We start from the raw sequence: 26666 nt of genomic DNA on the forward strand, positions 1-26666 counted from the left end.
AGTTTAGCGACTCGTTTTCTTGCCGTTTGCAAGCCCTGTTTGTGATTGGGAGTGCAAAGGTAAGTAAAATCTCTTAACTTCCAAATTTTATTTTTGATTAAAATAAAACTGCTCGTGGCGTCTGGCTTCGTTTGCTGTGAACCAATAAGCTTTCTACGATTTGGGAGTGCAAAGGTACGAATACTTTTTCATTTTCCAAATTTCTTATTTAAAAATTCTTGGGAGCATTTTCGAGTTAGTCAGCTGCCGGGCCAGTCCCTTTCGGATTGGGAGTGCAAAAGTACGGTTTTATTTTGATGACGCAAGTTTCGACTCCAAAAATATGCTCGAATTCAGTTTACCTAAGTTGTGGTATACTGAATGACTGATGCTTACATTTCTACTACTTACTAGTGGATATGTCTCATCATAGCAAAAGACCACCTAGTACTGCTACTAGATGGTCTTTTATTGCTGTATTTAGGCTGGTTGGGCTAGCCCAGCTTCTTATATCGGACGCGTTTAGGCTCGACATCGCCGAGACGCTTGCGCTTGGCTTCTTCGTAATCGGAGAAGTTGCCTTCGAACCATACTACTTCGGAGTCGCCTTCGAAAGCGAGGATGTGGGTGGCTAGGCGGTCTAGGAACCAGCGGTCGTGGCTGATGATGACGGCGCAGCCCGCGAAGTTCTCCAGGGCGTCTTCCAGCGCCCGAATGGCATTTACGTCGAGGTCGTTGGTAGGCTCATCTAATAGGAGTAGGTTGGCGCCTTGCTTTAGGGTCATGGCGAGGTGCACGCGGTTCTTCTCTCCTCCTGATAAGGTACCGACTTTCTTCTCCTGGTCGCCACCACCAAAGTTGAACTTGCTGACGTAGGCGCGGGAGTTGACGGGCCGGCCGGCGAGCAGCATGGTTTCGGTGCCACCCGTGATGGTATCGAATACCGACTTGGTGGGGTCAAGCGAATCGTGCTGCTGGTCGATGTAAGCCGTTTGCACCGTGGGACCGACTTCGAAAGTGCCCGCATCGGGCTGCATCTGGTCGGTGATGAGGCGAAAAAGCGTAGTTTTGCCCGCACCGTTGGGGCCGATGATACCTACTATACCGCCCTGGGGCAGGGAGAAGCTGAGGTTCTCGAACAGCAGCTTATCGCCAAAGGCTTTACGCAGGCTTTCGGCCTCGATGACCTGGGCACCTAGGCGCGGGCCATCGGGGATGAAGAGCTCGAGCTTCTGCTCTTTGTCTTTGGCCTCTTCATTAACCAGCTTGTCGTAGTTGGCCAAGCGGGCTTTGCCTTTGCTCTGGCGGGCTTTGGGCGACATGCGGACCCAGTCGAGCTCGCGCTGCAAGGTTTTGGCACGCTTGCTCTCCGAGTTCTCTTCCTTGGCCAGGCGGTCAGTCTTCTGCTCGAGCCAGCTGCTGTAGTTGCCTTTCCATGGAATGCCGGTGCCGCGGTCGAGCTCCAGAATCCAGCCAGCCACGTTATCGAGGAAGTAGCGGTCGTGGGTAACGGCAATTACGGTTCCTTTATACTGTTGCAGGTGCTGCTCCAGCCAGAGCACGCTTTCGGCGTCGAGGTGGTTGGTGGGCTCATCAAGGAGGAGCACATCGGGCTCCTGTAATAGGAGGCGGCAGAGGGCTACGCGGCGCTTCTCACCTCCCGAAAGGTTACCGATGATGGCTTCCTGGGCAGGGGTGCGCAGGGCGTCCATAGCGCGCTCTAGTTTGCTGTCGAGGTTCCAGGCGTCGAGCTGGTCAAGGCGCTCTTGTACTACCCCCTGACGTTCGAGCAGCTTGTCGAAGTCGGCATCCTCGGCGCCGAAGGCTTCGTTGATTTCGTCGTACTCCTTTAATAAGGCTACCGTTTCGGCCACGCCTTCCTCCACTACTTCGCGCACCGTTTTGGTGGGGTCGAGGTGCGGCTCCTGCTCTAGGTAGCCCACCGAGTAGCCGGGCGAGAACACGACTTCGCCCTGAAATTGCTTATCGACCCCCGCGATAATTTTGAGCAAGCTCGACTTGCCCGAGCCGTTGAGGCCGAGCACGCCAATCTTGGCTCCGTAAAAAAACGAGAGGTAGATGTTCTTAAGAACTTGTTTTTGAGGCGGGTAAATTTTGCTTACCCCAGCCATGCTGAAAATAATGGTGGGCTGGTCGGACATAGAGGCGAGGATGGGAGTAAAAGCCAAAAATAAGGTGCGAATATGCGGCGTAGCCAACAGCGTAGCGCGCCTTCTCACAAAGAACGGCAACTGCTGGCTACGGCCCGGCTCTGGCCAGTACAAAATATTAGGCGAATACGCCTTTTCCGCGTAAACTTGTATTTCATTCTCTCCCTTCAGTTCACTGCTAAACCATCAGCAAGGAGCTCCTTCCCGATTACACCGACTTTCTAATGGAACACCCCGACCACCCGCTCACGGAAGCCCGCCGCTATGGCTACGTGGAAGATGGGGGCGTGTGGCTGCGCCCAGTTTTGGGGCAGCCTGCCCGCCGTATTGGCCAGGTGAAGGATACCGACGACGATGCGCTGCGTTACTTTGCCCAGCGCTACGAGGCCTTCCGCGCTAAAGTCGATGAGCTGCTTAGCCGCCTGGAAACGGCCGACAACCAAGGCTCTTATCTGATGAAGATTCTTCATCTGCAAGAGCAATGCAAGCAGCACGATGGCCTAGGCGACTACGAAACCCTGCACCACCGCCTGCGCGCAGCCGAAGACCAGCTGAAGGTATCGGTGGCACGCAACCGTGAAAAGAACTTAGCTACTAAGCTAAGCCTCATTCAGCAGGCCGAGGAGCTGAGCAATAGCATCGAGTGGATTGAGGCCAGCGAAACCGTAAAAGAGCTGCGCCAGGCCTGGCTCAAAACCGGCCCTGTAGATAAGGAACTGACCGAGGACCTGGAAAGCCGCTTCCACGGGGCGGTGCAGCTGTTTTTTGACCGCCGCAAGGCTTTCCAGACCGACCGCAAGGCCCTTGCCCGCCGCACCGTAGACCGCTACCGCGACCTAGTGAACCAAGCCGAGACGCTGAAAAACTCCGACCAGTTTGAGGCCACTTCGCGGCAGCTCAAGCAGTTGCAAACCGCTTGGCGCGATGTCAATGGCAACTTGCCTAAGAAACAAGCCGCTGAACTGTGGACCAAGTTTCGGGCGGCCAATAACCACTTCTTCGAGCGCCTCAAAACGCACATCGAAAGTCAGCGGGTAGTAGCGGCCACCGAAGGCCGCTCCAGCGTGCCCTCCTCAGCGGATGAAAGCTTGTTGCGCAAGCGCGAGTTGGCCAACCGCGCCGAAGCGCTACTGAGCGTGCCTTCTAACCAGGCCGTGAACCAGGCCAAAGCCCTGCAAGCCGAGTGGAAGCAGAGCGGCGCCGTACGCGGCCCCGAGTCGGACCGCCTGTGGCAGCGTTTTATGCTAGCCTGCGACAAAGTGTTTGAAATGAGTGCTTTGGATTACTACTTGCGCAAGCGCCAGGCTGAGGGCACTACTACCACGCCCACCGAGCGCGCGCTGGCTGCGACGACGGCCCTGCGCAAGTTTATTGAAAACGACCGCCAAGAGCTGGATTTGCTGCGTGACAACCTCGACAAGCTCAGCTCGGCCTCGGCTAATGACCAGTTCCGGCAGCTACTCCAAGGAAAAATTCGCACCTTTGAGCGGAAGATTCAAACTAAGACTGAGCTAATTGCAATTTTTAGCGCCACCATCCCTGCTGATGGCCGCTAACCCCAGATAGCCCGGCGCCGTTGTCAACTCAGCGGCTTACATTTACAAACCTTTTTTCACGCCACTTCTTCTTCTTACTATGTACTGGACTCTCGAACTCGCTTCCTACCTGGAAGATGCCCCCTGGCCCGCCACCAAAGACGAGCTCATTGACTTTTCCATCCGTTCGGGCGCCCCAATGGAAGTAGTGGAAAATCTCCAAGGCCTAGAAGATGATGGCCAACCCTACGAGAACATCGAGGAAGTATGGCCTGACTACCCGACTAAGGAGGACTTCATGTTCAACGAGGACGAATACTAGCAGTCTGCTGACTACCTATTATGAAAGCGGCGCGCACCTAGGGTACGCGCCGCTTTTTTGTGGCCGGCTTGGTGAGGGGCTGGTGCGCTACTCTACTTGCGCTGGCTGGCGTGGCCGCGCAGCCACTGCCCGATAGAGTACAGAAACGGCCCGGCCGATACCGAATTCATGATGCGCAGGTTATCGGCCCAGCTGGTTTTTTCATCCAGAAACCGGAAGATGCGCTCGACGGGGTTGCGCTGGAAGAGCTGGGTAAAAATGTCGCGCGTGCGCTCGCCTTGGCGCTGCATAATGTCGAGCAGCAGCGTGTCGAAGAGACGAAACTGCCACTGCTCGCCGGTGGGGTCGGTGGGCAGCCGGCCGGTAGTGGCCAGCGCCCGCACCACCCGCACCGACTGCGCCTGGATGCGCTGGAAGGCGTAGCCCGTGCTGGGCTTGGCCCGCCCCGCCCGCGTGCCTAGGTTGATGATGTGGGCGCCGACACGACTAGGCAGCGGGTGGTCGGTCATGGGGATGGCGCCTACTTCTTCGGCTACTGTTCGGTACTGGTCGGCGGCCAGACCTAGGGTATTACGCAAGTAATCAATAATATGCGTCTCGTACTCTGCCTTAGCCAGCGGCGTGGGCGAGAAGAGGGTGTACTCGACCAGCGCCCGGCGCGGGCTGAAGGGCAGCACGTACATAAACCGCGCTTCGTGGTGCTGCGCGCCGCGAAAATCCATAAACTCGACCACCTCGGGGTCGAAGACATCGTGGTGAGTTTCGATTTCCCAACCCACAAAGTGCTGGAGCAGGTAGCGGTACGTGCCGGGCTGCGGCTCGATGGCGGGCGGGCGGCTATCAAACGCATAGTGGGCCGTGAAAACCTGCCCGGTGGTAGTGCGCGCCTGCACGCCCGCGGCGGTGTTTGCTAAGTCGGCCACTTCGGCGCGCACCAGGGTAAACTGCGCGGGCCGGGCACCTAGGGCGCGGTGCACAAACTGGTAAAAGTCCAGCCCGCGCAGGGTGCGGTAGCTATACTTTTTCAGGTCAAACGTGCGTTCGAAGCCGGGGCTGCGGAACGCGATTTTGTGCCACTCGTGGGCCGCTACTTCGTCGAACAGGCCGGGCGCATCGGTCCAGTAGGACCACGTGCGGTCGTTCTGGTCTTTGGTGGCCGGCTCGATGAGCAGCACCCGCTTGCCAGCCAGGCTCGGCTCCTGGGCCAGGTGGTAGGCCAGGCTGAGGCCCGCCGCCCCGCCGCCTACCAGCAAGTAATCGTAGGCGGGGGCGGGCGTGGGGGCGGCAGGGTTCATGGGGCAAAGATGCGGCGGCGGCGCCTGGTATTTGCAGACGCCGCACTTTAGTAGTAGGTTCGTAACTAGAACGCTGCCCAAGGGCCATTTATAGTATTATATTATCTTGCAGCATTGTTTTAGCATTACTGGTCATTTATTCAGCGTTATGAAATTGTATTCTGTTCCTTTTTCTAAATTAGCTTTAGTGGCGGGCCTGGGGCTGATAAGCTCGGCGGCCCGCGCCCAAACGGTGTTGTGGGCGGCCAAAGTGGTGGACGTTTCTTCGCAGAAAGGAACCGGTAAAGCACCCTTCTCAGCCGACAAAGTACTGAGCGTGCCTAACGCCCTGCCCCTGGGTGAGAGCAACAAAGAGGCGTGGGCGCCCGGCAAGGACGGTTCCAACGAGTCCATTGAGGTGCGCTTTGCTCGCTCGGTGAAGGCGCAGCAGGTGACGGTGATTGAGAACTTCAACCCCGGCGCCATTACTAAGATTGAGCTGATTGATACGAAGGGCGAGCGCCACGAGGTGTATAAGAATGCCACGCCGGGGCCGATTCCGGGAGCGTTTCGCACGCTCCAGGTAAAGTTCAAACCGGAGAAGTACCTCACTATCGGGGCGGTGGTGACGATGAACGCGGCCAAAGTGCCCGGCGACAACCAGATTGACGCCATCGGAGTAGCCAACGTGGACGTGCAGATTGTGAAGCAGGACTTCAAAAATGCAGCTTCGGATGTGGAGACTGTGCAGATGGACTCGACCCTCAAGACCCTAGGTACCAACGTTAACACGAAATTCACGGACACGCACCCCGTAATTTCTCCCGACGGCCGCACCCTGTTTTTTGCGCGCCAAAACCACCCCGGCAACCGCGGCGGCACCCGCGACCCGCAGGACATCTGGTACTCCAAGCTCGAAAGCGGGCAGCGCAAGACCTGGGGATTGGCCAAGAACCTAGGTACCCCGCCCAACAGCCCGGAGGACCCCAACGGCCTCGCTTCGGTATCGGCCAACGGGCAGGTAGCGCTGCTGATTGGGGTGTACGTGGATGGCCTGATGGAGCCCAAGGGCTTTAGCACCAGCCGCCGCTCGCCGGGCGGGTGGAGCAAGCCGCTGAAGGTGGAAATCGACAACTACTACAACAAAGACCCCGAGCACATCGACGCCTACCTGGCTACTTCAGGCAAAGCCCTACTGATGGCCGTGGAGCGCACCGACGGCCAGGGCGGCCAGGACCTCTACGTGAGCTTTCCGAAGCCCGACGATATTGGCGTGCAGCCCGACCCCAACCGGCCCGTGGTGTGGACCAAACCCATCAACCTAGGGCGCAACATCAACACGCCGGGCTCGGACTTCGCGCCCTTTCTGGCCGCCGACGACAAGACGCTGTACTTTGCCTCGGACGGGCACGGCGGCTACGGCAAGAGCGATATTTTCTACTCGAAGCGCCTCGACAGCACCTGGACCAAGTGGAGCGCACCGCGCAACCTAGGGCCGGTGGTGAACTCGCCCGACTTCGACGCCTACTACACGCTGTCGGCCGCTGGCGAAGACGCCTACCTCGTGTCGTCGCGCAATGGCATTGATAATTCCAAGGACATTTTCCGCATTGCGCTGGCGCCCGCTTTCAAGCCCGACGTGGTGACGCTGGTGCAGGGCAAGGTGCTGGATGCCGTGACCAAGAAGCCGATTCGGGCCATCATTCACTATGAAAACCTGATTACGGGCGAGGAAATCGGCATCGCCGAAAGCTCACCGGTCGATGGCTCGTATACCATTGTGCTACCGGCCGGCGTGCAGTACGGCTACCGCGCCGAGGCGCCCGAGTACCTAGCCGAGAACGCCAACCTCGACGTGTCGAAGACCGACAAGTACTCGGAGAAGACTCAGGATTTGTTTCTGGTGCCTTTCAAAGTGGGCCAAAAAGTGCGGCTCAACAACATCTTCTTCCCGCAGAGTAAGTTCTACTTGCAGCCCAGCTCCTTCCCGGAGCTATTGCGCCTGGTGAAGATTTTGAAGCAGTACCCGACCGTAGAAATCCTCATCGGCGGCCACACCGACAACCAGGGCGACCCAGCCCTGAACGTGAAGCTGAGCGAGGACCGCGTAGCCGAAGTGAAGAAGTACCTGGTAGCCAAGGGCATCTCGGCCGAGCGCCTCAAAACCCAGGGCTTTGGCGGCGCGCAGCCCATCTCGAGCAACGAGCAAGAAGAAACCCGCCGCTTCAACCGCCGGGTAGAGTTTACGATTACAAAGAAATAATTTTCAGGATGGAGCGTTTGCCGGGCGGGCTGCTGTTAGGAGCGGCCCGCCCGGTTGTTTTTTGCCCTGGTATCTTCACCATTCCCTGCCTAGGTTAGCGTCGTGCGCTGCCTGGGCGGGCATGGAGGCCACTACTTTCTAACCCTTTGCTTTAGTGCCGGATACGTCTATTTGTTGTGGTCGCAGCGCGCTTCGGGCGCTCTCGGTGCTGGCGCTGCTCGGGCTGGCGGCCCCCAGGGCGCGGGCGCAGGATGTGTATTTCTCGCAGCCGCTGGCCAACCGGCAGGCCCTGAACCCGGCGTTCGCGGGCTTGCTCGACGACTATAGTGGCACGCTAAGCTTTCGCAATCAGCACCCCACGCTAGCCGGCACCTTCCAGACGGTGCAGCTGGCCGGCGAGTGGCGCCTACCCAGCGCGGGCCTGCACCACGCCCTAGGGCTGCTCGTGAACCAAGACCGCACCGGCGAGGTCGGCTACACGCGCTTCGAAGTGGCGGGCCAGTACGCCTACCACACGCGCCTCACCCGCGAGGTGGCCCTGAGCGGGGGCGCCAGCGTGGGCTATGGCCGCCAGCGCGTAGGCTACGACAACTTCGTGTTTGGTGACCAGCTCGCGGCTGATGGCAGCATAAGCGGGCCTTCGGCCGAATTGCTGTCGGCTTTCCCGCCCAGCAACTACCTCACCCTAGGGGTGGGCGCCGTGCTGTACGCCGAGCAGGCGTGGCTCAGCGTATCGGGCCAGCACCTCAACCGGCCGAGCCTGGGCTTCGCTACGCAGGCCGAACTCCCGCTGCGTTTGAACGTAAGCGGCGGCTACAAATTCTTTGTGCAGCACCCCACCGTGGGCCGGGGCACAAACGATGTGCGCGAAATAAGTTTTAGTCCGGTGGGCTCGTATACCCGCCAGGGCGGCTCGCAGCGCACTGAGGCCGGATTGTACTTTAACGCGCAACCACTAACGCTCGGCGCCACGTATCGGAACCTGATAATTGCAAATAAAGAAGGTACGCAGCATGTATTGGCCGCAATAATTGGCCTCGAATTCGGGGACTTTCGCCTGGGGTACAGCTACGACGTAGGCTTGAGTCAACTAGCTCAGGATTTGGGCGGTGCGCATGAAATAACTTTCACCATTCGTGCGTTTGACAAAGCCGAGAGCGCGTATCGGCGACTGCGGCGAAGAAATTATCCGCTTGCCGCTTGCCCATTTTTCTAACTTTTTGTAATATTGCAACCAAATAGCTCGTATTAACTTTTAGCCTTTAGCTCAGAATCCTTTTAATTCTATGAAATTCTCCCCAACTATTAGCCTCTTGGCGATGGGAGCCCTGGCCCTGGCGAGCTGCAACAGCAGCAAGCAAGGCACGGCTACCAACCCCGGCAAAGAATCTTCGACCACCGGCCTCGAATACAATACCGATGAGGGCATGAAGGTGTCGAGCTTCAAGAAAATTCCGACTGGTCCGGGCCTGGTGTACATCGAAGGCGGCCGCACGGTGCTGGGCACGATGGAAGAGGACGTGACCAACACCCACGACAATATGGAGCGCACGGTGACTATCGCCTCGTTCTACATGGACGAAGCGGAGGTGGCCAACATTCACTGGCTCGAGTACCTGCACTACCTGCGCAAGGACTCGACTGAGGAGCAGTACAAGGCCGCCCTGCCCGACACCGCCGTGTGGGCCCGCGACTTGTCCTTCAACGACCCCTACGTTACATATTACCTGCGTTACCCCGGCTTCCGCTACTTCCCGGTGGTGGGCGTGAACTGGCTGCAGGCCGACCGCTACTGCACGTGGCGCACGGCCAAAGTAAACGAGAACCTCGGCAAGACCGGCGGCTCGACGAAAGGTGGCGGCCTGTTTGGCAAGAAAAAGAAAAAAGGTGATGATGCTGCCGCCGCTGGCTCGGCCGAAGGCGCTACTGCTGGCGCCCTGGCCGATGGCAAGGGTGGCCCGTCTATCGAGCAGGGCACGTCGCTGCCCAACTACCGCCTCCCTACCGAGGCTGAGTGGGAATACGCGGCGCAGGCGCTCGTTGGCACCCAGGAGGTTGGAAATGAAAACCAGGAGGTTAAGCGCATCTATCCGTGGGATGGCCGCTCGACCCGCAATGCCTATGGCAAGAAGCAGGGTCAGTTCCTGGCTAACTTCAAGCGGGGCCGCGGCGACTACGCTGGCATCGCGGGCAGCCTGAACGATGGCGCCATGATTACGGACTACGTGTACGCCTACCCACCCAACGACTACGGCCTGTATAACATGGCTGGCAACGTGAACGAGTGGGTGCAGGACGTGTACCGCCCGCTCTCGTTCCAGGATGTAGAGGACCTGAACCCCTTCCGCCGCAACGGCGTGGGTGACCCCGACTCGAAGTACGACAAGAAAGGCTACCAGTCGCTGATTGACGACCACGTGCGCGTCTACAAAGGCGGTTCGTGGCGCGACGTAGCGTACTACCTCTCGCCCGGTACGCGCCGCTTCATGGCCGAAGACTCGGCCACGGCCACCATCGGTTTTCGCTGCGCCATGATTAACGCCGGCTCCAACAAATAATCGCAGATTTAACTGATTTAACGGATTGCACAGATACGCCTGCCTGTGGCAGGCTGACTACTCAAACGTTAGTCGCTTTACAAAAGAAAGGGATGCTCAGTTGAGCATCCTTTTCTTTTTTCCACCTAGGCCAAACAACTAGCGCGGTAGCGCTACGCTGCGTAGCCTCGCCCATTTCATTGCTTAGTCAGCCCGCCGCAGGCGGGCGTATCTGCGCAATCCGTTAAATCTACGATTCTGCGGTGGCGATGGTGGCGATGCTGATTTGGCGGGCGCCGGCGGCTAGGAGGGCCGCGCCGCAGGCCTCTAGGGTGGCGCCGGTGGTTAGCACATCGTCGACTAGCAGGATGTGGCGGCCGGTTATTTCTTCGGGGTGGGCCGCCTCAAATACCGTGGCCACGTTTTGCCAGCGCTCAGTGCGGCTTTTACGGGTTTGGGAGGTGGTGTGCTCGGTGCGGCGGAGCGCGGTGGCGCTCCAGGGGCACGGTAGCGCGGTAGCTAGGCCAGCCGCAAAGGCATCGGCCTGGTTGTAGCCGCGGCGGGCGAGCTTGCGGCGATGCAGCGGCACGGGCACAATAAGGTCAAACTCGGGGCTGAAGCCGGCCGTGGCCAATTCGGCCCCGTAGAGCTGACCTAGGGCCTTGCCCACGTCCTGCTGGCCCTGGTACTTGAGCTGGTGCAATAAGTGCTGCACGCGGCCGTGCTGCAAGAACCGCAAGTAGCTGAGCGTATGTACCACCGGCAGCTTGCCCCAGAAGCGGCGGCTCAGCGGATTTTGGGCGGCTGGCAGCAGGTGGTAATTGGTGTAGGGTAGCTCGGCCCGGCACGTGGTGCACAGGTGCTGCTCGCCCGCCACCAGCGCAGCCTGGCAGGCCAGGCACGCCCGCGGGAAGAACAAGGCCACAAAATCGGTGAGGATAGCAAGCAGCATCATTTCGGGAGGAAAGCGGTTATCAGCCGTAAGTTCGCCGCCAACCAGCAGCCACCAATTTTTAATTCATAATTTCTAATTCATAATTTCCCAAAACGTGTCCCTTACCACTGATTTTAACGATTACCGCCAGCGCATGAACGAGCGGGTGATGGCCTACGACAATAAGGTCATCAAGCGCTTTTTCAACCTCGACACCAACGCCTACGCTGAGGGCGCGCTGCCCGTGAAGGTGAAAGAAATGCTTGGCCTGGCCTGCTCGCTGGTGCTGCGCTGCGACGACTGCGTGAAGTACCACCTAGGCAAGTGTCACGAAGAAGAAGTAAGCGATGACGAGGTGTTCGAAATATTCTCCATCGCCAACCTCATCGGCGGCAGCATCGTGATTCCGCACTTCCGCCGCGCCGTGGAGTACTGGGAAGTGCTGCGCGCCGAAGCCGCCCTAGGGGCCGCGCACCAGCCGGCTACGCACCCGCCGCATGAGCACTAACAGCTTTCAGGACGCGGCCGCGCACGAAACCGAGGCCGCGTTTACGGCGCGCTGGGAGGCGCTGCTGGCTACCATGCAGGAGCGGTTTGGCCGCCGGCCCGACCTTAATGCGCTGCTGCTGCTCATTGGGGTGCAGGAGCTGGGGCAAGGCGTGGCTGAGTTTACCAAAGAGCAAAAGCAGGACCTCATGCACATTGCTACTTGCAAGCTCTTCAGCCTCAGCCACTACTACGAGCTAGAGCGGGTAGATGAGGAAGGCTGGCCGCACTATAAACTGCTGCAGCCCGTGCCGTTTGCCAACCTCAAAGAGCAGGAGCGCATGCTGAAATGGCACATCCTGGAGTACTTCGAAGAGCTGGAAGACGAGGAGTAGGTGAGAGGGTGACGAGGTGAGGAAGTGAAGTGCTCACTTCATTTTTTTCTGATTTTTCGTCTTTTACTCTCTCCCTCTCTAACACATTACCTCGTCACCTTCTTACTCCATAATCCTTTCACCTGATACCTTGAAAATCGTTTCATATAACGTCAATGGCCTGCGCTCGGCCCTGAGCAAGGGTCTGCTTGACTGGGTGGCCACCACCCGGCCCGACGTATTGTGCTTGCAGGAAATAAAGGCCGGCACCACGGCGCTCGACGTGAGCGGGCTGACCGACCTAGGGTACCACGCCTACCTGCACCCGGCCCAGAAGCCGGGCTACAGCGGCGTGGCTACCTTCAGCCGCACCGTGCCCAAGGCAGTGGTAACGGGCTGCGGCGAAGCCCTGTACGACGACGAGGGCCGGGTGCTGCGGCTCGATTTTGAGGGCGTGTCGGTGCTGAACACCTACATGCCGTCGGGCACGAGCGGGCCGGCGCGGCAGGCTTTTAAGGTAGCGTGGCTGCATTATTTCCGCACTTACGTGGCCCGGCTGCGTCAAGACGCGGCGGTGGGGCCGCTGGTAATCGGCGGCGATTACAACTGCTGCCAGACGCCCATCGACCTGCACAACCCCAAGGCCAACCAAAACAGCCCCGGCTACACGCCCGAGGAGCGGCAGTGGTTCAAAGACCTGCTGGCCGATGGCTTCATCGACTCCTTCCGGCACCTGCACCCCGAGGCCACGGGCCACTACTCGTGGTGGAGCTACCGGGCGGGCTCGCGCAAGCGCAACGTGGGCTGGCGCCTCGACCACCTGCTGCTCGACCAAGCCTTGCTGCCGCAGCTGCACGCGGCCGGCCTCTGGCCCGACGTGGTGCACTCCGACCATTGCCCGGCCTGGGTTGAACTGGCCCCCTAAGCAAAAGAGCCACCCCTGGCAGCAGGGGCGGCTCTTTTACTAGCTATGAATAACAGGACAACAATACAAGGACTATAAATACAGGAAATGGATAATAGGACATGTACTTATCGATTGAGGACTAAGCGCTTAGTTGCCAGCCGCTGGCCGGCCGCGTCGCGCAGCACCACCTGGTAAATCCCCGTGGGCAGGCCGGTAGTGACCAGCGCGGCTGGCTGCTGCTCGCTGCTAACAGGCTGCTGGCTGAGCAATTGGCCCACGGCAGAATAAATGGCTACCGTAGTCCCCGCGGCTACTTGGGCGGGTAGGCGCAGCGACACGGGGCCATCGCCGGCGGGGTTGGGATATAACGCCAGGCCTTCGCCTAGGGTAATGGCGGCCGCCAGCGTGGCCACGGCCGAGAGCTGCTCGCTGCCATCGAGGTCTACCTGACGCAGGCGATAGTAAAGCACTTGGCCGGTGGGCGCCGCAGCATCGCGCAGGCGATACTGGTGCGTGGCCGCGCTGGTACCCGCCGCCGCTACCTGACCAACGGCCTGAAAACCAGCCTGCGGGTTGGTAGCACGCTCGACTACAAAGTAGGCGCTGCGCTGCTCGCTGGCCGTGGCCCAAACCACTTCGGCGGCGGTAGCGCCGGCGGGGCGGCTCACACCAAAGCTGGTGAGCACCACGGGCAGCGGGCCGGTCGGCGATATTGTTTGCAGGGCACCTAGGTCGTCGGCGAAGGCCGAGTACACGCGCACGTTGGTGAGCAGCGCCGCGGCCGAGCTTAGCTCAATACCTACCTGGGCAAAGCTGCGCGTAGTGCGAAAGCTGACCTCCTGCTTGCCGCCCGGCAGCAGGCTCACGGCCAGCAGCGCGTTGCCGTTAGCCGTTTCGAGCACGTCGCCGGCGTCGTTGTGGGTCGTGATGGTAATATTAGACAAGGCTTTAGCATCAAGCAAGGTATTCTGGCCCAATACAATACCGGCCCGGTTGCCCACGATGCCCGCGCTGGTGAGCGGAAACACTACCTGCTCCGACGATAGCACGCCCGCGCCCTGGTCGAAGCGCAGATAGGGCGAGCCGGTGGGCGGCACTACAACGGTGCTGCCGCAGCCGATGCAGATACCGTCCGTGTCGACCTTATACTTCTTCTGGTTGAGCGGGAAGGACTGCGCAATGGGGTTGGTGGTGAAGGCCGCGTTTTCGAGGCCGAAGCCGTAGTAGATATTCAGGTTATTGAGCAAATCAAGCACCGCCGTGCGCTCGATGCTCACCTCGTCGAACGCGCTGGTGGCCGGAAAGCTGATAAACGCCTTGTCATCGGCCAGCAGCGTGAGCTGCAGCAGGCTGGCGCCGGCCGCCGTTTGTTGCAGCACGCCACCGCGGTAGGTGCGCAGGCGCAGGGCATTGAGCACCCCTAGGTCGAGCAGGCCCGCGTTGCCAATCACAAACCCGGCGCGGTAGCCGGTGGCGGGCACCGTGCCGGCCAGCTGCACGCGCAGAGTACCGCCGCAGCCCGTGCCGAGCGATGCCAGGTTGCTGAAAGAAGCATAGTTAGTAAGGTCCGCATCAACGGCCCGCTCGGGGTTGTCGATGCCGCTATTGACGCATACCCCGCCACCATCCGTACCAGCGGTGTCGTAGCGTTTATCCGCCGCCGGGTCGAACTGCGACAGAAACCCCTTCACCCGCTTCGGGGTGTCGGGCCCAATGGCATAGGCGTAGTGGATTTTAGTGACAAGCCCCACTTGCAAGGCCTGGCCAAACGCTACCTCAACATGGTCGAAGGCCGCTTGGCTGATGAATTCAAGCTGCGTGGGCTGGCCGGCGCCGGCTAGCAGGGCCAGCTGCGCTACCGAGGCATCTACTACCTGCTCTTGCTGCAACACCGTGCCGAGGTACGTGCGCAGGGTAACGGTGCCCAGCGCCCGCAGCTGCAGCAGTTGCGACAAGCCCAGCAGGGACGGCGAGTTGGCGGTAGAAATTAGCACCCCCGCCCGAAAGCCCGGCTGGCCGGTACCGGTGAGGGGCAGCCGCACCGCCACGGGCCCACCAATGGACGTCGTTACGGTAGCCGCCAGTTGTAGCTGGACGGCCTCCGTGGCCAGCGCCACACTCACGTTGGAACTACCCGTCGGCGTCGTAACATTCTGCCCGTTAGAGTAATAAGCTATTTCTGCCGCCCGCCCTTGCAGAGCCACTACCAGCAAGAGCAGTAGCAACAGTCCGAATTGCTTGTGGCTTTCGGCCGCACTACGCAAAAATGGTATTATTTTCATGGCTGATAGCATTAGGAGAAATGAAGAGCAGATGTACTGGCCTTTCCCCCAATGATATTGCCATTTCATTCATATTGCTGGTAATAAGCAAGTTGAATTTATATAGTTTTTACTATATCATCCCAGATTGGAACACCATTCTTGTAAGTGGACGGTTTGAGAATCTTTTTAACTATTAACGACGTATTTTTGTGCAGATACTATTGAGTTACATTACGTTGCCCTTTTATAAACTTTCCAATAATTTATTTTCTTCTTATCATCTACAGCTAGTTTTTAGCTTGGCTGTAGCGTTACTGGTTATGATAGCAGCAGCTACTTTCGAAATATGGTTACTGGGGTATAATGAAGCCTACAGCAGCCTACTCAGTCACCAATTAGGGCGCAATCCGGATTATCGACTACGGCGCTTCGCTACTGTTCCGCTGGCGCTGACCAGCGCAATTGAGGGCGAGCGGCCCGAAGCCATCATCTTCGACTGCGGGCCCACGCCCGATGGGATAGTGCACCAGGCCGTGCGGCAGCTACGCGAGCTACTGCCGCAAACCGCCATTTTTCTTGTTTCGACGCAGGCTGACATCAGCACGGCCGTTGAGCTAATGCGCCACGGAGCATCTGACTACCTAGTGAAGGATGCGACCACGCCCGACCGCCTGTGGCAGCTACTGGCCCAAACCTGCCAGCCCCGCTCCACGCCGCAGCCCCACAAGGGCCCCTGCCCCGAGGCTGCCAGCGTGCTCCTGGGCGAGCACGCCAGCATGCAGCACGTGCGCGAGCTCATCGGCAAAGCGGCGCGCACTACCATCACGGTGTCGATAACGGGCGAAACGGGCACGGGTAAAGAACTGGTGGCGCAGGCCATTCATGCCCAATCGGGCCGCGCCGGCCAGCCCTTCGTGGCCGTGAACATGGCCGCCATCCCGCGCGAGCTGTTGGAAAGCGAGCTTTTTGGCCACGAGAAAGGGGCCTTTACGGGCGCTGCGGCCCGGCGCATTGGCCATTTTGAGGCGGCCAGCGGGGGCACGCTCTTCCTGGACGAAATAGGCGACCTAGAGCTGACGCTCCAGGCCAAGCTGCTGCGCGTGCTGCAAGAGCGCGTGGTGATGCGCCTAGGGGCCTCCAAGCCGGTGCCTTTCGATGTGCGCCTGGTAGTGGCCACGCACCGCGACCTAGCCGCTGAAGCCCGCGCCGGGCGTTTTCGCGAGGACCTTTACTACCGCCTGCTAGGGCTACCCATCGAGCTGCCGCCCCTGCGCGCCCGTGGCGACGACCGGCTGCTGCTGGCCGACTCTTTCGTGCGCAATTTTAGCCACCTCAACCACCTGCCCGTGCGCAGCTTCGACGCGGAGGCCAAGCGGCGCCTGCTGGCTTACCCCTTTCCCGGCAATGTGCGCGAGCTAAAGGCGGTGGTGGAGCTGGCGGCGGTGCTGGCCGACGGCTCGCACATCCGGGCCGCCGACCTCCCCCCGTTGCAAGCCCCCGCCACTGGGCGCGACGCTAGCCCCGCCGCCGCGCCTACCGCCAACGGCTCGATGCCTTCGCTCCGTGAGCAGACGCTGGCTATTATGCAAAGCGTACTGCTTCAGACGCAGGGCGACGTGGTGGCCGCCGCGGGCCGCCTGCGCATCGGCCGCTCTACCCTGTACCGGCTCTTGCAGAGCGGCCACCTGCGGCTGCCCCAAGATTGACCCGCTTTCTGCTATTGCACTGCCCTCACCTAGGGGCCGGCAGCGGCCGGCCGGTGGCTTTGGCAGCTTACTGCCCAGCTTTGGGCCAGCTTACTGCCTAAATGCCTTAATTTTATACTAACCCTGGCTGCCTTTTTAGAGTTAGATTTAAAGACGCTTGCCCTGCTGCGGTAGGGCGAGTATATTTTTTATTCTTTCAAGATTTTTAGTATGTGGTTCTTGCTCTTCGGCCTTATTGTGGTCACTGCCATTCTTGCCCTCGAAACTGCTCGCCGGGTGCGCAACCTCGTAACCCCGGTTCCGGTAGCTGCCCGCTAAACCAGCGGGTGCCCAAGGTTTTAAAACAAGAAAAGCAGCCTGGATTAGGCTGCTTTTCTTGTTTTAACTGGCCACCCCCGCCAAGCAGCGGGCCTCAGCGAATGATAAGCTTACAAAGCTGGCTAGAGTTATTTGCCTCCAGCTTTACGTAGTATAAACCATTAGCAAACTTGCTTAGGTCCAGCGTTTTAGTGGAGTGCTCGTTCAGCTCGCTCAGGGTTTCGCGATACATCACGGTGCCGATTACGTTGAGCACGCTAACTTCGGCCCGGCGGCCTTCGAGGCCGCTGATGGTAAGATGAACGATGCCGGTGCTAGGGTTGGGATAAACGACCAGTGTGCGCTCTTCGACCACGGCCTTGGGAGCGGCCTGGTGATGCACGGCTGGTGCAGCGGCTTCGGCCGGCAGCACCAGGCCGCCGCGCAGCAGCCCTAGGCTAGCCAGCAACATCCCGAAAAATAGTATTTTTTTCTTCATAGCAATATCAACCAGAATAGCTTAGCTGGGTGGGATTAAAGTTACGGCTAGCTATGATTTTGGTTTTACAAAAGTACAATACCTTGCCGAGATAAACTAAGCAAAAACGCAATATAACGGCTAAAGCCAAGTTTAGCTAGGTTAAGTAGTGTCATCACCCCCTAATTTTGTTTCTGACTCGGCCGACGTCGTCATCATCGGCGGTGGGCTAGCGGGGCTGGCCGCCGCGCTCGACCTGAGCGGGCGCGGGTACCGGGTGCTGGTGGTCGAGCGCAAGCAATACCCTTTTCACCGGGTATGCGGCGAGTACGTGAGCCGCGAGGTGCTGCCTTACCTGCGCCGGCTCGGGGCCGACCCGGCGCCGCTGGGGCCGGCTAGCCTCACCAGGTTCCGGCTCTCGTCGCCGGCCGGGCGCGTGCTGGACAGCGCACTCGACCTAGGCGGCTTTGGGGTGAGCCGCTACCTGCTTGATGACTACCTATATAAGCTAGCGCTGGCGCGCGGCGTAGCGTTTGTGCTGCCCGCCACGGTGGCCGACGTGACCTTCGACCCTGCGGCCGGCCGCCACACCCTGACGCTGGCTGATGGCCGCCAGCTCACGGCCCGGCTGGTGCTGGGCAGCTACGGCAAGCGCAGCGCGCTGGACCGGCAGCTGGGCCGGGCTTTTTTCGCGCAGCGCTCGCCCTACCTCGGCGTCAAGCACCACCTGCGCCTGCCGGGCTTCGCCCGCGACGTGATTGCGCTGCACAACTTTCGGGATGGCTACGCGGGCATTTCGGCCATTGAGGACGACAAGCTCTGTTTCTGCTACCTCACCACCCGCGACAATCTGAAGGCCAGCGGCGGCACCATCGCGGGGCTGGAAAGCGAGGTGCTGGCCCAAAACCCGCACCTGGCCGACATCCTGCGAAACGCCGAGCGGCTGTATGCCCAGCCCGAGGTTATCAACGAGATTTCGTTTGCTCCCAAGCAGCCCGTAGAGCAGCACCTGCTGCTACTCGGCGATGCGGCCGGGCTCATTACGCCACTCTGCGGCAACGGCATGGCGATGGCTCTGCACGGTGCGGCGCTGGCTGCACCGCTGGCCGACGAGTTTTTGCGCGGGCACCTAGGGCGGCCGGCTCTGGAGGCGGCGTATGCCCAGGCCTGGCACCGCACCTTTGGCACGCGGCTGCGGGTGGGGCGGGCCGTGCAGCGCCTCTTTGGCGGGCCCGTGCTGAGCGAACTAGTAGTGGGCGGCCTGCGCCACTGGCCGGCCGCCGTGCGCGCCCTGATGCGCCAAACCCACGGCGCACCTTTCTAAGAGTACATTATTTGGGGATGGTGTTTCCAAAACTACCTGGGCTGCGTAAGTAGAGCTTTTTGGTAGTTGCTGGTTAGTAAGCAAGCCTCCTGCAAGTGGTAGCGGCCCCACCCGCCGCACATAGGAGGCTATGCAGCCAGCGTGGGCCCGCCCGCCCGTTGCTATCCGCCCGCCTACCTCTCCTATTCAGCTCCCACGCACTCCTCAATGCCCAGCTACCTGGGTGCCATCGGCACCGCCCTTCCCGCCCACCGCCTGCCCCAGCCCATTATCGCCGATTTCATGGCGCGGGCCCTGGAGCTGGATGCCAACGGGACGCGCAAGCTGCGGGCGTTGTACCGGGTGTCGGGCATTGAGCACCGCTACTCGGTGCTGCCCGATTACGGCCGCACGCTGGGCGACTACGAGTTTTTTCCGAATACGCCCAGCTTGGAGCCCTTCCCAAGCGTGAGCCCGCGCATGGCGGCCTACCGGCGCGAGGCCCTGCCGCTGGCCGTGGCCGCCGCGCAGGACTCGCTGCGCCAGGCGCCGGGCATAGAGGCCGACAGCCTCACCCACCTCATCACGGTGAGCTGCACCGGCATGTACGCGCCGGGGCTCGATATTGAGCTGGTGCAGGCCCTAGGGCTGCGCCCCAGCGTGCGCCGCACCTGCGTTAACTTCATGGGCTGCTACGCGGCCGTGAATGCCCTGCGCTTGGCTGATAGCATGGTGCGCGCTGACCCCGCCGCTCGCGTGCTGGTGGTGAGCGTGGAGCTGTGCACGCTGCACTTCCAGAAAAGTCGCGCCGACGACCACCTCGTGAGCAATGCCCTCTTCAGCGATGGCGCGGCGGCGGTCCTGGTGCTGGGGCAGCCGCTGCCCGGCCCGGCGCCCTGCCTGGCCATGCGGGCCTTCCACTGCGGTCTCGAGCCCGAGGGCACTCGCGACATGGCTTGGCACATCGGCGACACGGGCTTCGAGATGACGCTCTCGGGCTACGTGCCGGCGCTCATCGAGCGGGGCATCGCGCAGCTCGTGGCCGGGCTGCTGCACGAGCTGCCGGTGCAACTGGCCGACATCCGGCAGTTTGCCCTGCACCCCGGCGGCCGCAAGATTCTGGAAGCCATCGAGCAGGCCCTAGGGCTGAGCAAGCACGACAACCGCTTTGCCTACCAGGTGCTGCGCGACTACGGCAACATGTCGTCGGCCACGGTACTCTTCGTGCTGCGCGAGCTGCTGGCCGCCGCCACCCCCGCCGACGCCGGGGCGCCCGTGCTCAGCTGCGCCTTTGGGCCGGGCCTTACGCTGGAGGCGATGTTATTGGAGGTGGTCGGGTAGGGGTCTATGACGGCTTAAAATCGCCAGTTTTACGTGTTGTAAACGGTCGTTTGCAGAATGTAAAAGGGTTTGCTTAGGATGTATGCCGCAGAATTCACTTGCAAAACACTCGCAAGGGAATAACTACAGAGGGCCGTCTATAGCGACTCATTTTAGGGCTTTTATCAACAGTAGGCACATGAAAGACTACGCTCTGTCGAACGCTTTCTTTCAACCTGTTGAGTATGGCAGGGGATAGAGACTGTGCGGCCTGATAGAGTTTCACACCACTAATAGTCTGAATTCGTCCACTGCTATCTATTTGACAGGCCAACGAGATAAAGCCTCTTCCTCTTTGGCAGAGTGCTAACCGCTCAACTGCGGAGAAGGCCTTTCGCCCTGCCTTAGCTAAGGCCATTGGGTCAAATAATTGAATTTCGTCTGGGTCCGCATAGACTTTATCAGCCGTTGTTTGCCCATGTGTGTATTGTAAGCTACCTAGCACACAGAAGAAAGTAGTGAGGATAGCAGACAATCTCATGTGGTGAAAGCTTCGGATGGAGAATGCGTTGCAAAGTACCACGCCGGGCGTAGCAGCCAAGTGAGCCAGAAACCACCATTTTTCCAAGAGTTGTCCGAGAAGCAATGTTATGTAAAGTGGAATTTCCGCGAAGGGAGCCAGCCCGTAGCGGGCCGTCTTCTCTTTCCTGTTCAATTAGAGTGCCATCGATAGTTGCAAGCAATCTGTTATTATTGCGCTTGACTGTTTCTAACTAAATTCATCAGCTAAGAATATGGGACGTCTCATCCACCACCTGACTCAATTTTTGATAGGCCTATCAAAAGGGCTTGCTTGCAGTATGGGAGTCTTTCCCTAATACTGTAGCCAGGATTCCAACTCCACCTGAGAAGCTAAGTCAACAACCAGTTAGCAGCTTCAGCAATCCAGGCGCAACTGCGGCCCCATAGTTCTGCAACAGCCACGAACGTTTAAGAAACGTTATCAATATATTTAGCTCAAAGGCGAACGTATTAAAGTACGTTCTCCAAGAGAGGCTTACCCTGTTTGAGACTAGGTGAGCTATCCCATATTTTAGCCGACTTGGCTGCCTAGGCGCTCCCGCCTCGCCAAAACCACCACCTGCCACCGAAACGCCCGGCACCAGCGTAGCGCGTGATGCCCGCCGCTGGTCAACCTTACACCGGTGACTGTTCCCAGAAGACTACCTGGCCCTGTTGCTGGCGCACGAACTTCACCCCGCCATCCTGCGACACGACCATTACCAGGCACGCGGCCTCCGCGTGGCAGAGGCGGTAGGCGGCCCGGTGGCGGGTGCCCCCGCTATCGGCGGCTTCGGCCTGCAGCCGCGTGGCCTCGGGGTCGAGGGCGCGGTACACCTGGTTGGCGGCGAAGCCCGGGGCGTGGATTTCGACCCCAAAGCCCAACACGTCGAACTGCTTATTGAGCACCAGGGCGCCATCTACCGTCATGAGGCCGGCCAGCAGGTCGGCAAAATTTTCCAGCTCGGCGTGCAAGGTTTGCAGCAGCCCGTCGGCGGAGAGGCGGTACGCGGCCCAGCTATCGAGGCCCAGCTGCTGGCTGCGTTCGGCCAGGCGCGTGAGCACGGTGAGGTAGCGGGTGCCTAGGTCGTTGGCTTGCAAGCCGTACTTGGGCTGCAGCAGGCCTTGGGGGCGCACCAGCGCGGCGGCGTTCGCGCTGGGTACCAGCACCACCATGCCCCCGTGCCCGGCTTCCCGCGCCTGCGTCAGCATGCGGCGCGCCGTGTGCTGGGCCAGCTGCCGGGCCAGGTACACCGTATCAGTTGCCCCTTGCAGGGGGGCGGCCTCGTCGAAATGCCCTTTTATCCAGGCCACCGGAAAGGCCGGCTGGCTAGGCCCGGCCAGCCGGCCGTTTTGCAAGACCAGCACCTGCTCGATGCCGCAGAAAAAAGCCAGGTTGCCCGCGCCGTATACCTGCACGAACAGCACGGGCGGCAGCGAGGCCGGGTTGGCCGGCTCGTGCGCGTAGTCCCAGGGCCGCACGGTGAGCACCATGCCCCAGATGGCGAGCTCGCCGGCCGGGTTGCTGCTCACCGCCAGCAAGTGGCCAGGGCGCTGCACCGTGGGGCTGAGGCGGCGTAGCTCCTGCTCGTGGTAGGGGCGGGGCTGGGTAAAGCCCAGCAGTTGATAATTAGGCGATTGGTGCGCCCCGTACCGGATGTAGGAGTCGGGCACAAGGACCAGGTGGGCCAGCACGGGGCGGCTTTCTTCCTGCAATAAACTGGCCTGGTAGGCCACGTTTATCAGGTCCGTGAGCACCTCGGGCGCCGGTAGCGCATGCCCGTGCGCGGGCCACTGCTGGCGCAGCGCATTCGCTACGTCGGGGGGGTAATGATAAGCAGGCATCTGGTAAGCGGTGGGGGCTGGTTTTGGCTGCAAGCTAGGGAAATCGGCTCTAGTAGCGTGCTGCACTAGGCCGAGAATACGCCAGTTAAGAAACGGCCGGGGCAGGCGCCCGGAGCGTGTCGCTACCCGACAGGCCACTCACCTCACGGTTGCGGTCCACCCAATAGGCCAGCAGCACGGTCACCCAAAACAGCTGCCCCGACCAACCTAGCGCCGCCACCGAAGTGGGCGGCGGGCTAAAGAGGCCGCCCACGTGAATCAGCACCAGAAATGCCACCAACCCCAGCAGGCCGTAACGGCCCGCACCATTGCGAGCCCGGGTGCGCCGCACGTAGAGCCACAGGCCCGCGCTCAGGAGCGCAAACTCGATCACCTGCGTCAGGGCAAACTGGTTCCACAGCCCGAAGCCAAACAGCGGCGAAGGGCCGGGGTACAGCGGCAAATCGGGAGTGTGCACCACCAAATCGAGCAGCCAGTGGCTGGGCACCAGCAGGCCCACCAGCAGCGCGTCGCGCCTATTGCGCCGCAGCAGCCAGTAGGCCAGGCCCAGCAAGAGGCCCGCCACCAGCTCGCCCACCAGGCTGTGCGTGAAGGGATAATACTCGAAATCAAACGCGTTGGTAGCCGTGAAGTGCGGCACGATGCGCACCCGCTCGATGCCCAGCAGCAGCAGCGTGGGCCACACCAAATCGGCTAGCTGGGCGGCCAGAAACAGCGTGCCCAGCGATACCCGCGGCCGCAGCGTCTTGGCGCCGAAGCCGACGCCGAAATGTCCGAAAAACATAGGATTGGTATTTGAGGAAAACAATATTAGCGTAGCGCACAAATATCCTGTTTCACTCAAGCGATACTATTGACCACTTCCAAAAATCAAGTTACTAAATAATGAAGCTTGGCGAGATTGTTAAACAAATGGGTGGAAACCCCCGGTTTATTCGCAACGCTGCATAGCTCAATCATAACCGTTTACCCTTGGCTACCTATGTGCTCTCGCCCGCCAAAACCACCACTTGCCATCGAAACGCCCAGCACCAGCGCAGCGCGTAGCGCGTGATGCCCGCCGCGGCCAGCAGCCGCTGCCAGTCGGCGCGCGAAAAGGCGCGAGCCACCGAGAGCGGCGCATCGTGCTGCACCAGGCGCGAGCCACCTAGGAGCTTCGTCAGATACTTGATGCTGTAGTAGGCCAGCGGGTGGCGGTGCAGGTCGTTGATGACGACGGCCAAGCCGGCTTGCTGCTGCCAACGCCGCAGCAGGTCCACCAGCTCGGCATCGGTGAAGTGGTGGCAGAACAAGCTGGCCGTGAGCACGTCGTAGGGCTGAGCGGCAAACTCGGGCGCGAAAATATCGAGCTGCCGGTAGCTGATTTCAGGGTAAGCCCGGCTTTTGACGGCGGCGTAGTCGAGCATGAAGGCGTTGGCGTCGATGCCGGTGAGGGCCACCGGCACCCGCTGCCGCCTGGCCCAAGCGGCCACGTGGCGCAGGGTATCGCCGCCGCCGCTACCTAGGTCGGCCAGGCGCAGGGGGCGGCCCGCGGGGAAGCGCGGGCGCAGCCGGGCCAGCGCCGCCAGCACCGGCCGGTAGCCCCCGAGCCAGGTATTGATGGTTTCCAGCTCGTCGAGGTTTTGGCGCAGCTCCTCGGTGGCGAGGCCTAGGTCGTCCATCAGCTCGGGCGTGGTGGCGCGGGTGGCAAGGTTCATGGATGCAAAGGTGCGGCGGGCAGCAGCAGTAGCCCCAAGAGCGGTAAGCCGAGCAGTAATTCGGCACGTACTACGCAACAAAGCAACGGGCATATCAGTATCTTTAGGCTCGCCTTTTGCCTACCCTAATCTCGTGTATGAGAGCAGTAATACTTGCACTTACGCTACTGGTAGCGCTCAGCTTTTTGCCTGCGCCTAGCGCGCCGGCGAGTTGGGCGGCTCGTCTTAGCCGGGCCGCGGGCCGGGGCGACTTAGCGCAGGCGCCCCAACCGGGCACGGCCGCACAAGTAGCTGGCGTCAGCCTATTCAGCTACCCCGATGGGGTGGCGGTGGGCCCGCACAATGTGGTGTACGTGGTCGACACCGACAACAGCGCCGTGCTAAAAGTGAGCCCCGAGGGAAGCGTTACGAGCCTGGCCAGCGCTGGTTTTATCTACCCCACGGGCATTGCGGTAGACAGCAGCGGCACGGTGTACGTGGCTGATGCCGGCGCCCGTAGCATCAAGAAAATCAGTTTGCAGGGGGAGGTTTCTATCCTGGGTGCCAACGCCTTTACGTACCCGGCCGGCGTGGCCGTAGCCCCCGATGGCACGGTGTACGTGGCCGATGCGGGCAGCGGCCCAGTGGCGGGCGTGGTCAAAAAAATCAGTACTGCTGGGCGGGTTTCGACCCTGGCAAGCGGCTTCAACAAACCCAACGGCGTAGCCGTGGCCGCCGATGGCACCGTGTACGTGGCTGACACCGACAATAATAGCATCCGAAAAATCAGCCCCGACGGCACCAGCACGATGGTGGCCGCGCAGGACCTAAACAAGCCCCACGGCGTGGCCGTGGACGCGGCCGGCACGCTCTACATCACCGATACCTACAACAATAGCGTACGTAGGATTTCGGCGACGGGCACGGTGGCAGTGCTGGCCCATGGCTTTGCCTACCCCTCGGGCATCGCGGTCGATGCGGCCGGCACCGTGTACGTGACCGATACGGGCCACGCCGCGCTCAAGAAAATTAGCCCGGGCGGCAACGTTTCAACGCTAGCCGACAGCACCACTGCCACGTTCACGGCCACTCGGTAAAATCCGTTTCCTAATCCAGCCTAGGGTGGTCTTAAGCGCTGCGGACAAACTGCGTCATCAAACGACACTTCCGCCAAGCTGGGGTACTTAGCTCTACTTAAGCTACGTAATCGGCCAGATACACGTAGCGGGGCAGCAGGTGCCCGCCTTCGGCAATGGTGGCGCGAGCCACTACGCCGGCCGCATCGCCCCCGAGCAGGTGCGGAAATACCTGGTCGAGCAGCTGGCGGCCAAAGTCGCGGCTGGCGTTGCGGGGCAGCTCGCAGGGCAGGTTGTCCACGGCCATGAGGGTAATGTTGGTGAGCCGGGCGTAGGGCGCCTCCAGCTCGCCGGTGCCGGGGTTATAGTCGAAGGCCGGGGCCGCAATGGTGCTGCTACGCTTGGTGAGCGGGATGGAACCATCGACATCGCACGTCACGTCGGCGATGGTATCAATCTTAAAATCAGGCCCCTGCGTATCGGCCTCCGCAAACAGGCGGGGCGCCGCCGGGTGCCAGTAGGCGCAGGCGATAAGCAAGTCGGTAAGCGGCAGGAAGCGGGCAAAATCGGAGTCGTACAATTCGGGGTGCTGGTGAAAATGGGCCGTGTCCCAGGCCAGGCCGTCGCGGCGGCGATGGTAGTAGCGCGAGCGCAATTGGGCGTACACGGGCGTGCGGAAGTCGCGGTGCAGGTAGTCGTGCACGCTCACCTGGCGCAGGCCCATCTTATCCAGTACTTCGAGGGCGCCGCCGGCCACCCGGCCCGAGCCCGTGACGGCTATCTTGATGGCAGGCAGACGCTTTATCTTGAAAAACTCTTCCTGCATATCGTCCATGTCCAGGCACTGGTAAGCGGGCTTGAGGTCGTAGAGGCCGTGCTTGCGGCCGTAGGTGAGCAGGCCATTGTAGGCCCCCACAATGCCCGCGTAGCGCCCGAAGGCCACGATGCGCTCGCCGGCCGCATTAGTCAGCAGCTCGTAGTCGATGAGCGTGATACCTAGGCGCAGCACGGCCCGCAGCAGCTCGCGGTTGCGGGGCTGCTGCTTCACGGTGTGCGAAAAAAACAGGTAGGTTTTGCCGGGAAGCAGCTGGTCTACCGGCACTTCCTTCACGCCCAGCAACGCGTTGCAGGGCAGCATATCCTCGGCCACCTCAATGCCTAGGTCCCGGTATTCCTGGTCGGCGTAGGCGCGCTCGGGGCTGGGCTGCACGCGCACCCGCACGCCGGGGTAGGTAGCTTGCAGCTCCACGCATTTTTTGGGCGTGAGGGCCACGCGGCGGTCGGGCGGGGTGCGGCCTTCGCGCAGCAAGCCGACGAGGAAGGGGGTGGGCATAGTAAGGAGCAGCGGTGAGCTTGCA

General features: G+C 60.6%; 21 protein-coding genes. 12 read left to right on the forward strand and 9 right to left on the reverse strand.

Annotated elements, in window-relative coordinates; genetic code table 11:
• Positions 1-473: 473 nt before the first annotated feature.
• A complete protein-coding gene (ettA, locus tag ACFSDX_RS00005; protein WP_382312309.1) occupies positions 474-2141 on the reverse strand; it encodes an energy-dependent translational throttle protein EttA in 1668 nt (555 codons plus the stop codon).
• A gap of 233 nt (positions 2142-2374) precedes the next feature.
• Here ettA and ACFSDX_RS00010 point away from each other — a divergent pair, with 233 nt between their 5' ends.
• Together ACFSDX_RS00010 and ACFSDX_RS00015 are read left to right on the forward strand one after the other, a co-directional pair.
• On the forward strand, positions 2375-3706 hold the full coding sequence (locus ACFSDX_RS00010; protein ID WP_382310855.1) for a DUF349 domain-containing protein: 1332 nt from the start codon (positions 2375-2377) through the stop codon (positions 3704-3706).
• Between the two features lie 79 nt (positions 3707-3785).
• Entirely contained in the window at positions 3786-4007 is a 222-nt protein-coding gene (locus tag ACFSDX_RS00015) for a DUF2795 domain-containing protein (protein ID WP_068339058.1), read from the forward strand.
• Positions 4008-4099: 92 nt separating this feature from the next.
• Here the strand turns inward: ACFSDX_RS00015 and ACFSDX_RS00020 are convergent, their stop codons facing one another.
• Positions 4100-5302, reverse strand: coding sequence for a lycopene cyclase family protein (locus tag ACFSDX_RS00020; RefSeq protein WP_382310858.1), 1203 nt, complete (start codon positions 5300-5302; stop codon positions 4100-4102).
• A 148-nt stretch (positions 5303-5450) separates the two neighbouring features.
• On the opposite strand from ACFSDX_RS00020, the gene ACFSDX_RS00025 reads away from it, so the two are divergent.
• From ACFSDX_RS00025 to ACFSDX_RS00035, 3 genes are all read left to right on the forward strand, one after another.
• Positions 5451-7544 (forward strand): OmpA family protein, encoded by a 2094-nt coding sequence (locus ACFSDX_RS00025; protein ID WP_382310860.1) that lies wholly within the window; start codon positions 5451-5453, stop codon positions 7542-7544.
• A gap of 154 nt (positions 7545-7698) precedes the next feature.
• On the forward strand, positions 7699-8760 hold the full coding sequence (locus tag ACFSDX_RS00030; RefSeq protein WP_382310863.1) for a PorP/SprF family type IX secretion system membrane protein: 1062 nt from the start codon (positions 7699-7701) through the stop codon (positions 8758-8760).
• Positions 8761-8830: 70 nt separating this feature from the next.
• The gene (locus ACFSDX_RS00035) at positions 8831-10102 is read left to right on the forward strand and encodes an SUMF1/EgtB/PvdO family nonheme iron enzyme (RefSeq protein ID WP_382310865.1); all 1272 of its coding nucleotides are present in this window, start codon (positions 8831-8833) and stop codon (positions 10100-10102) included.
• Between the two features lie 229 nt (positions 10103-10331).
• On the opposite strand, the gene ACFSDX_RS00040 is transcribed toward ACFSDX_RS00035, so the two are convergent.
• Positions 10332-11036 carry a ComF family protein gene (locus ACFSDX_RS00040; RefSeq protein ID WP_382310867.1) on the reverse strand — a complete coding sequence of 235 codons (705 nt, stop codon included), beginning with the start codon at positions 11034-11036 and terminating at the stop codon, positions 10332-10334.
• A 94-nt stretch (positions 11037-11130) separates the two neighbouring features.
• Here ACFSDX_RS00040 and ACFSDX_RS00045 point away from each other — a divergent pair, with 94 nt between their 5' ends.
• The 3 genes from ACFSDX_RS00045 to ACFSDX_RS00055 all read left to right on the forward strand — a co-directional run bounded on the left by ACFSDX_RS00045 (position 11131) and on the right by ACFSDX_RS00055 (position 12800).
• Complete coding sequence (locus tag ACFSDX_RS00045) at positions 11131-11523, forward strand: carboxymuconolactone decarboxylase family protein (RefSeq protein ID WP_382310870.1); 393 nt, start codon at positions 11131-11133, stop codon at positions 11521-11523.
• On the forward strand, positions 11513-11896 hold the full coding sequence (locus tag ACFSDX_RS00050; protein WP_382310872.1) for a hypothetical protein: 384 nt from the start codon (positions 11513-11515) through the stop codon (positions 11894-11896). Before ACFSDX_RS00045 ends, ACFSDX_RS00050 begins: the two co-directional genes overlap by 11 nt.
• A gap of 130 nt (positions 11897-12026) precedes the next feature.
• Positions 12027-12800: an exodeoxyribonuclease III gene (locus ACFSDX_RS00055; protein ID WP_382310874.1), complete on the forward strand. Its 774-nt coding sequence runs from the start codon at positions 12027-12029 to the stop codon at positions 12798-12800.
• Between the two features lie 107 nt (positions 12801-12907).
• On the opposite strand, the gene ACFSDX_RS00060 is transcribed toward ACFSDX_RS00055, so the two are convergent.
• The gene (locus tag ACFSDX_RS00060) at positions 12908-15064 is read right to left on the reverse strand and encodes a T9SS type A sorting domain-containing protein (protein ID WP_382310876.1); all 2157 of its coding nucleotides are present in this window, start codon (positions 15062-15064) and stop codon (positions 12908-12910) included.
• A 302-nt stretch (positions 15065-15366) separates the two neighbouring features.
• Here ACFSDX_RS00060 and ACFSDX_RS00065 point away from each other — a divergent pair, with 302 nt between their 5' ends.
• On the forward strand, positions 15367-16752 hold the full coding sequence (locus ACFSDX_RS00065) for a sigma-54-dependent transcriptional regulator (RefSeq protein WP_382310878.1): 1386 nt from the start codon (positions 15367-15369) through the stop codon (positions 16750-16752).
• A 412-nt stretch (positions 16753-17164) separates the two neighbouring features.
• On the opposite strand, the gene ACFSDX_RS00070 is transcribed toward ACFSDX_RS00065, so the two are convergent.
• Positions 17165-17548, reverse strand: a complete 384-nt coding sequence (locus tag ACFSDX_RS00070; protein WP_382310880.1) for a T9SS type A sorting domain-containing protein — start codon at positions 17546-17548, stop codon at positions 17165-17167.
• A gap of 148 nt (positions 17549-17696) precedes the next feature.
• On the opposite strand from ACFSDX_RS00070, the gene ACFSDX_RS00075 reads away from it, so the two are divergent.
• Entirely contained in the window at positions 17697-18851 is a 1155-nt protein-coding gene (locus ACFSDX_RS00075) for an NAD(P)/FAD-dependent oxidoreductase (protein ID WP_382310882.1), read from the forward strand.
• A 207-nt stretch (positions 18852-19058) separates the two neighbouring features.
• The gene (locus ACFSDX_RS00080) at positions 19059-20171 is read left to right on the forward strand and encodes a type III polyketide synthase (RefSeq protein WP_382310884.1); all 1113 of its coding nucleotides are present in this window, start codon (positions 19059-19061) and stop codon (positions 20169-20171) included.
• 1176 nt (positions 20172-21347) lie between these two features.
• On the opposite strand, the gene ACFSDX_RS00085 is transcribed toward ACFSDX_RS00080, so the two are convergent.
• The 3 genes from ACFSDX_RS00085 to ACFSDX_RS00095 form a co-directional block, all read right to left on the reverse strand.
• Positions 21348-22556: a putative sensor domain DACNV-containing protein gene (locus tag ACFSDX_RS00085; protein WP_382310886.1), complete on the reverse strand. Its 1209-nt coding sequence runs from the start codon at positions 22554-22556 to the stop codon at positions 21348-21350.
• 85 nt (positions 22557-22641) lie between these two features.
• On the reverse strand, positions 22642-23340 hold the full coding sequence (locus tag ACFSDX_RS00090; protein WP_382310888.1) for a hypothetical protein: 699 nt from the start codon (positions 23338-23340) through the stop codon (positions 22642-22644).
• Positions 23341-23536: 196 nt separating this feature from the next.
• Positions 23537-24253, reverse strand: coding sequence for a methyltransferase domain-containing protein (locus ACFSDX_RS00095; protein WP_382310890.1), 717 nt, complete (start codon positions 24251-24253; stop codon positions 23537-23539).
• A 185-nt stretch (positions 24254-24438) separates the two neighbouring features.
• Here ACFSDX_RS00095 and ACFSDX_RS00100 point away from each other — a divergent pair, with 185 nt between their 5' ends.
• Positions 24439-25329 carry an NHL repeat-containing protein gene (locus ACFSDX_RS00100; RefSeq protein WP_382310891.1) on the forward strand — a complete coding sequence of 297 codons (891 nt, stop codon included), beginning with the start codon at positions 24439-24441 and terminating at the stop codon, positions 25327-25329.
• A 97-nt stretch (positions 25330-25426) separates the two neighbouring features.
• On the opposite strand, the gene ACFSDX_RS00105 is transcribed toward ACFSDX_RS00100, so the two are convergent.
• Positions 25427-26641, reverse strand: a complete 1215-nt coding sequence (locus ACFSDX_RS00105) for an NAD(P)-dependent oxidoreductase (protein WP_382310893.1) — start codon at positions 26639-26641, stop codon at positions 25427-25429.
• Between the last annotated feature and the right edge of the window lie 25 nt (positions 26642-26666).

This window comes from Hymenobacter bucti (assembly GCF_042681145.1).
In the GTDB taxonomy this organism is placed as follows: Bacteria; Bacteroidota; Bacteroidia; order Cytophagales; family Hymenobacteraceae; genus Hymenobacter; species Hymenobacter bucti.

Coding starts and splice junctions, on each gene's coding strand:
- ettA (WP_382312309.1), bottom strand. CDS start 2,141: ATGTCCGACCAGCCCACCATTATTTTCAGCATGGCTGGGGTAAGCAAA.
- ACFSDX_RS00010 (WP_382310855.1), top strand. CDS start 2,375: ATGGAACACCCCGACCACCCGCTCACGGAAGCCCGCCGCTATGGCTAC.
- ACFSDX_RS00015 (WP_068339058.1), top strand. CDS start 3,786: ATGTACTGGACTCTCGAACTCGCTTCCTACCTGGAAGATGCCCCCTGG.
- ACFSDX_RS00020 (WP_382310858.1), bottom strand. CDS start 5,302: ATGAACCCTGCCGCCCCCACGCCCGCCCCCGCCTACGATTACTTGCTG.
- ACFSDX_RS00025 (WP_382310860.1), top strand. CDS start 5,451: ATGAAATTGTATTCTGTTCCTTTTTCTAAATTAGCTTTAGTGGCGGGC.
- ACFSDX_RS00035 (WP_382310865.1), top strand. CDS start 8,831: ATGAAATTCTCCCCAACTATTAGCCTCTTGGCGATGGGAGCCCTGGCC.
- ACFSDX_RS00040 (WP_382310867.1), bottom strand. CDS start 11,036: ATGATGCTGCTTGCTATCCTCACCGATTTTGTGGCCTTGTTCTTCCCG.
- ACFSDX_RS00050 (WP_382310872.1), top strand. CDS start 11,513: ATGAGCACTAACAGCTTTCAGGACGCGGCCGCGCACGAAACCGAGGCC.
- ACFSDX_RS00060 (WP_382310876.1), bottom strand. CDS start 15,064: ATGAAAATAATACCATTTTTGCGTAGTGCGGCCGAAAGCCACAAGCAA.
- ACFSDX_RS00065 (WP_382310878.1), top strand. CDS start 15,367: ATGATAGCAGCAGCTACTTTCGAAATATGGTTACTGGGGTATAATGAA.
- ACFSDX_RS00070 (WP_382310880.1), bottom strand. CDS start 17,548: ATGAAGAAAAAAATACTATTTTTCGGGATGTTGCTGGCTAGCCTAGGG.
- ACFSDX_RS00080 (WP_382310884.1), top strand. CDS start 19,059: ATGCCCAGCTACCTGGGTGCCATCGGCACCGCCCTTCCCGCCCACCGC.
- ACFSDX_RS00085 (WP_382310886.1), bottom strand. CDS start 22,556: ATGCCTGCTTATCATTACCCCCCCGACGTAGCGAATGCGCTGCGCCAG.
- ACFSDX_RS00090 (WP_382310888.1), bottom strand. CDS start 23,340: ATGTTTTTCGGACATTTCGGCGTCGGCTTCGGCGCCAAGACGCTGCGG.
- ACFSDX_RS00095 (WP_382310890.1), bottom strand. CDS start 24,253: ATGAACCTTGCCACCCGCGCCACCACGCCCGAGCTGATGGACGACCTA.
- ACFSDX_RS00105 (WP_382310893.1), bottom strand. CDS start 26,641: ATGCCCACCCCCTTCCTCGTCGGCTTGCTGCGCGAAGGCCGCACCCCG.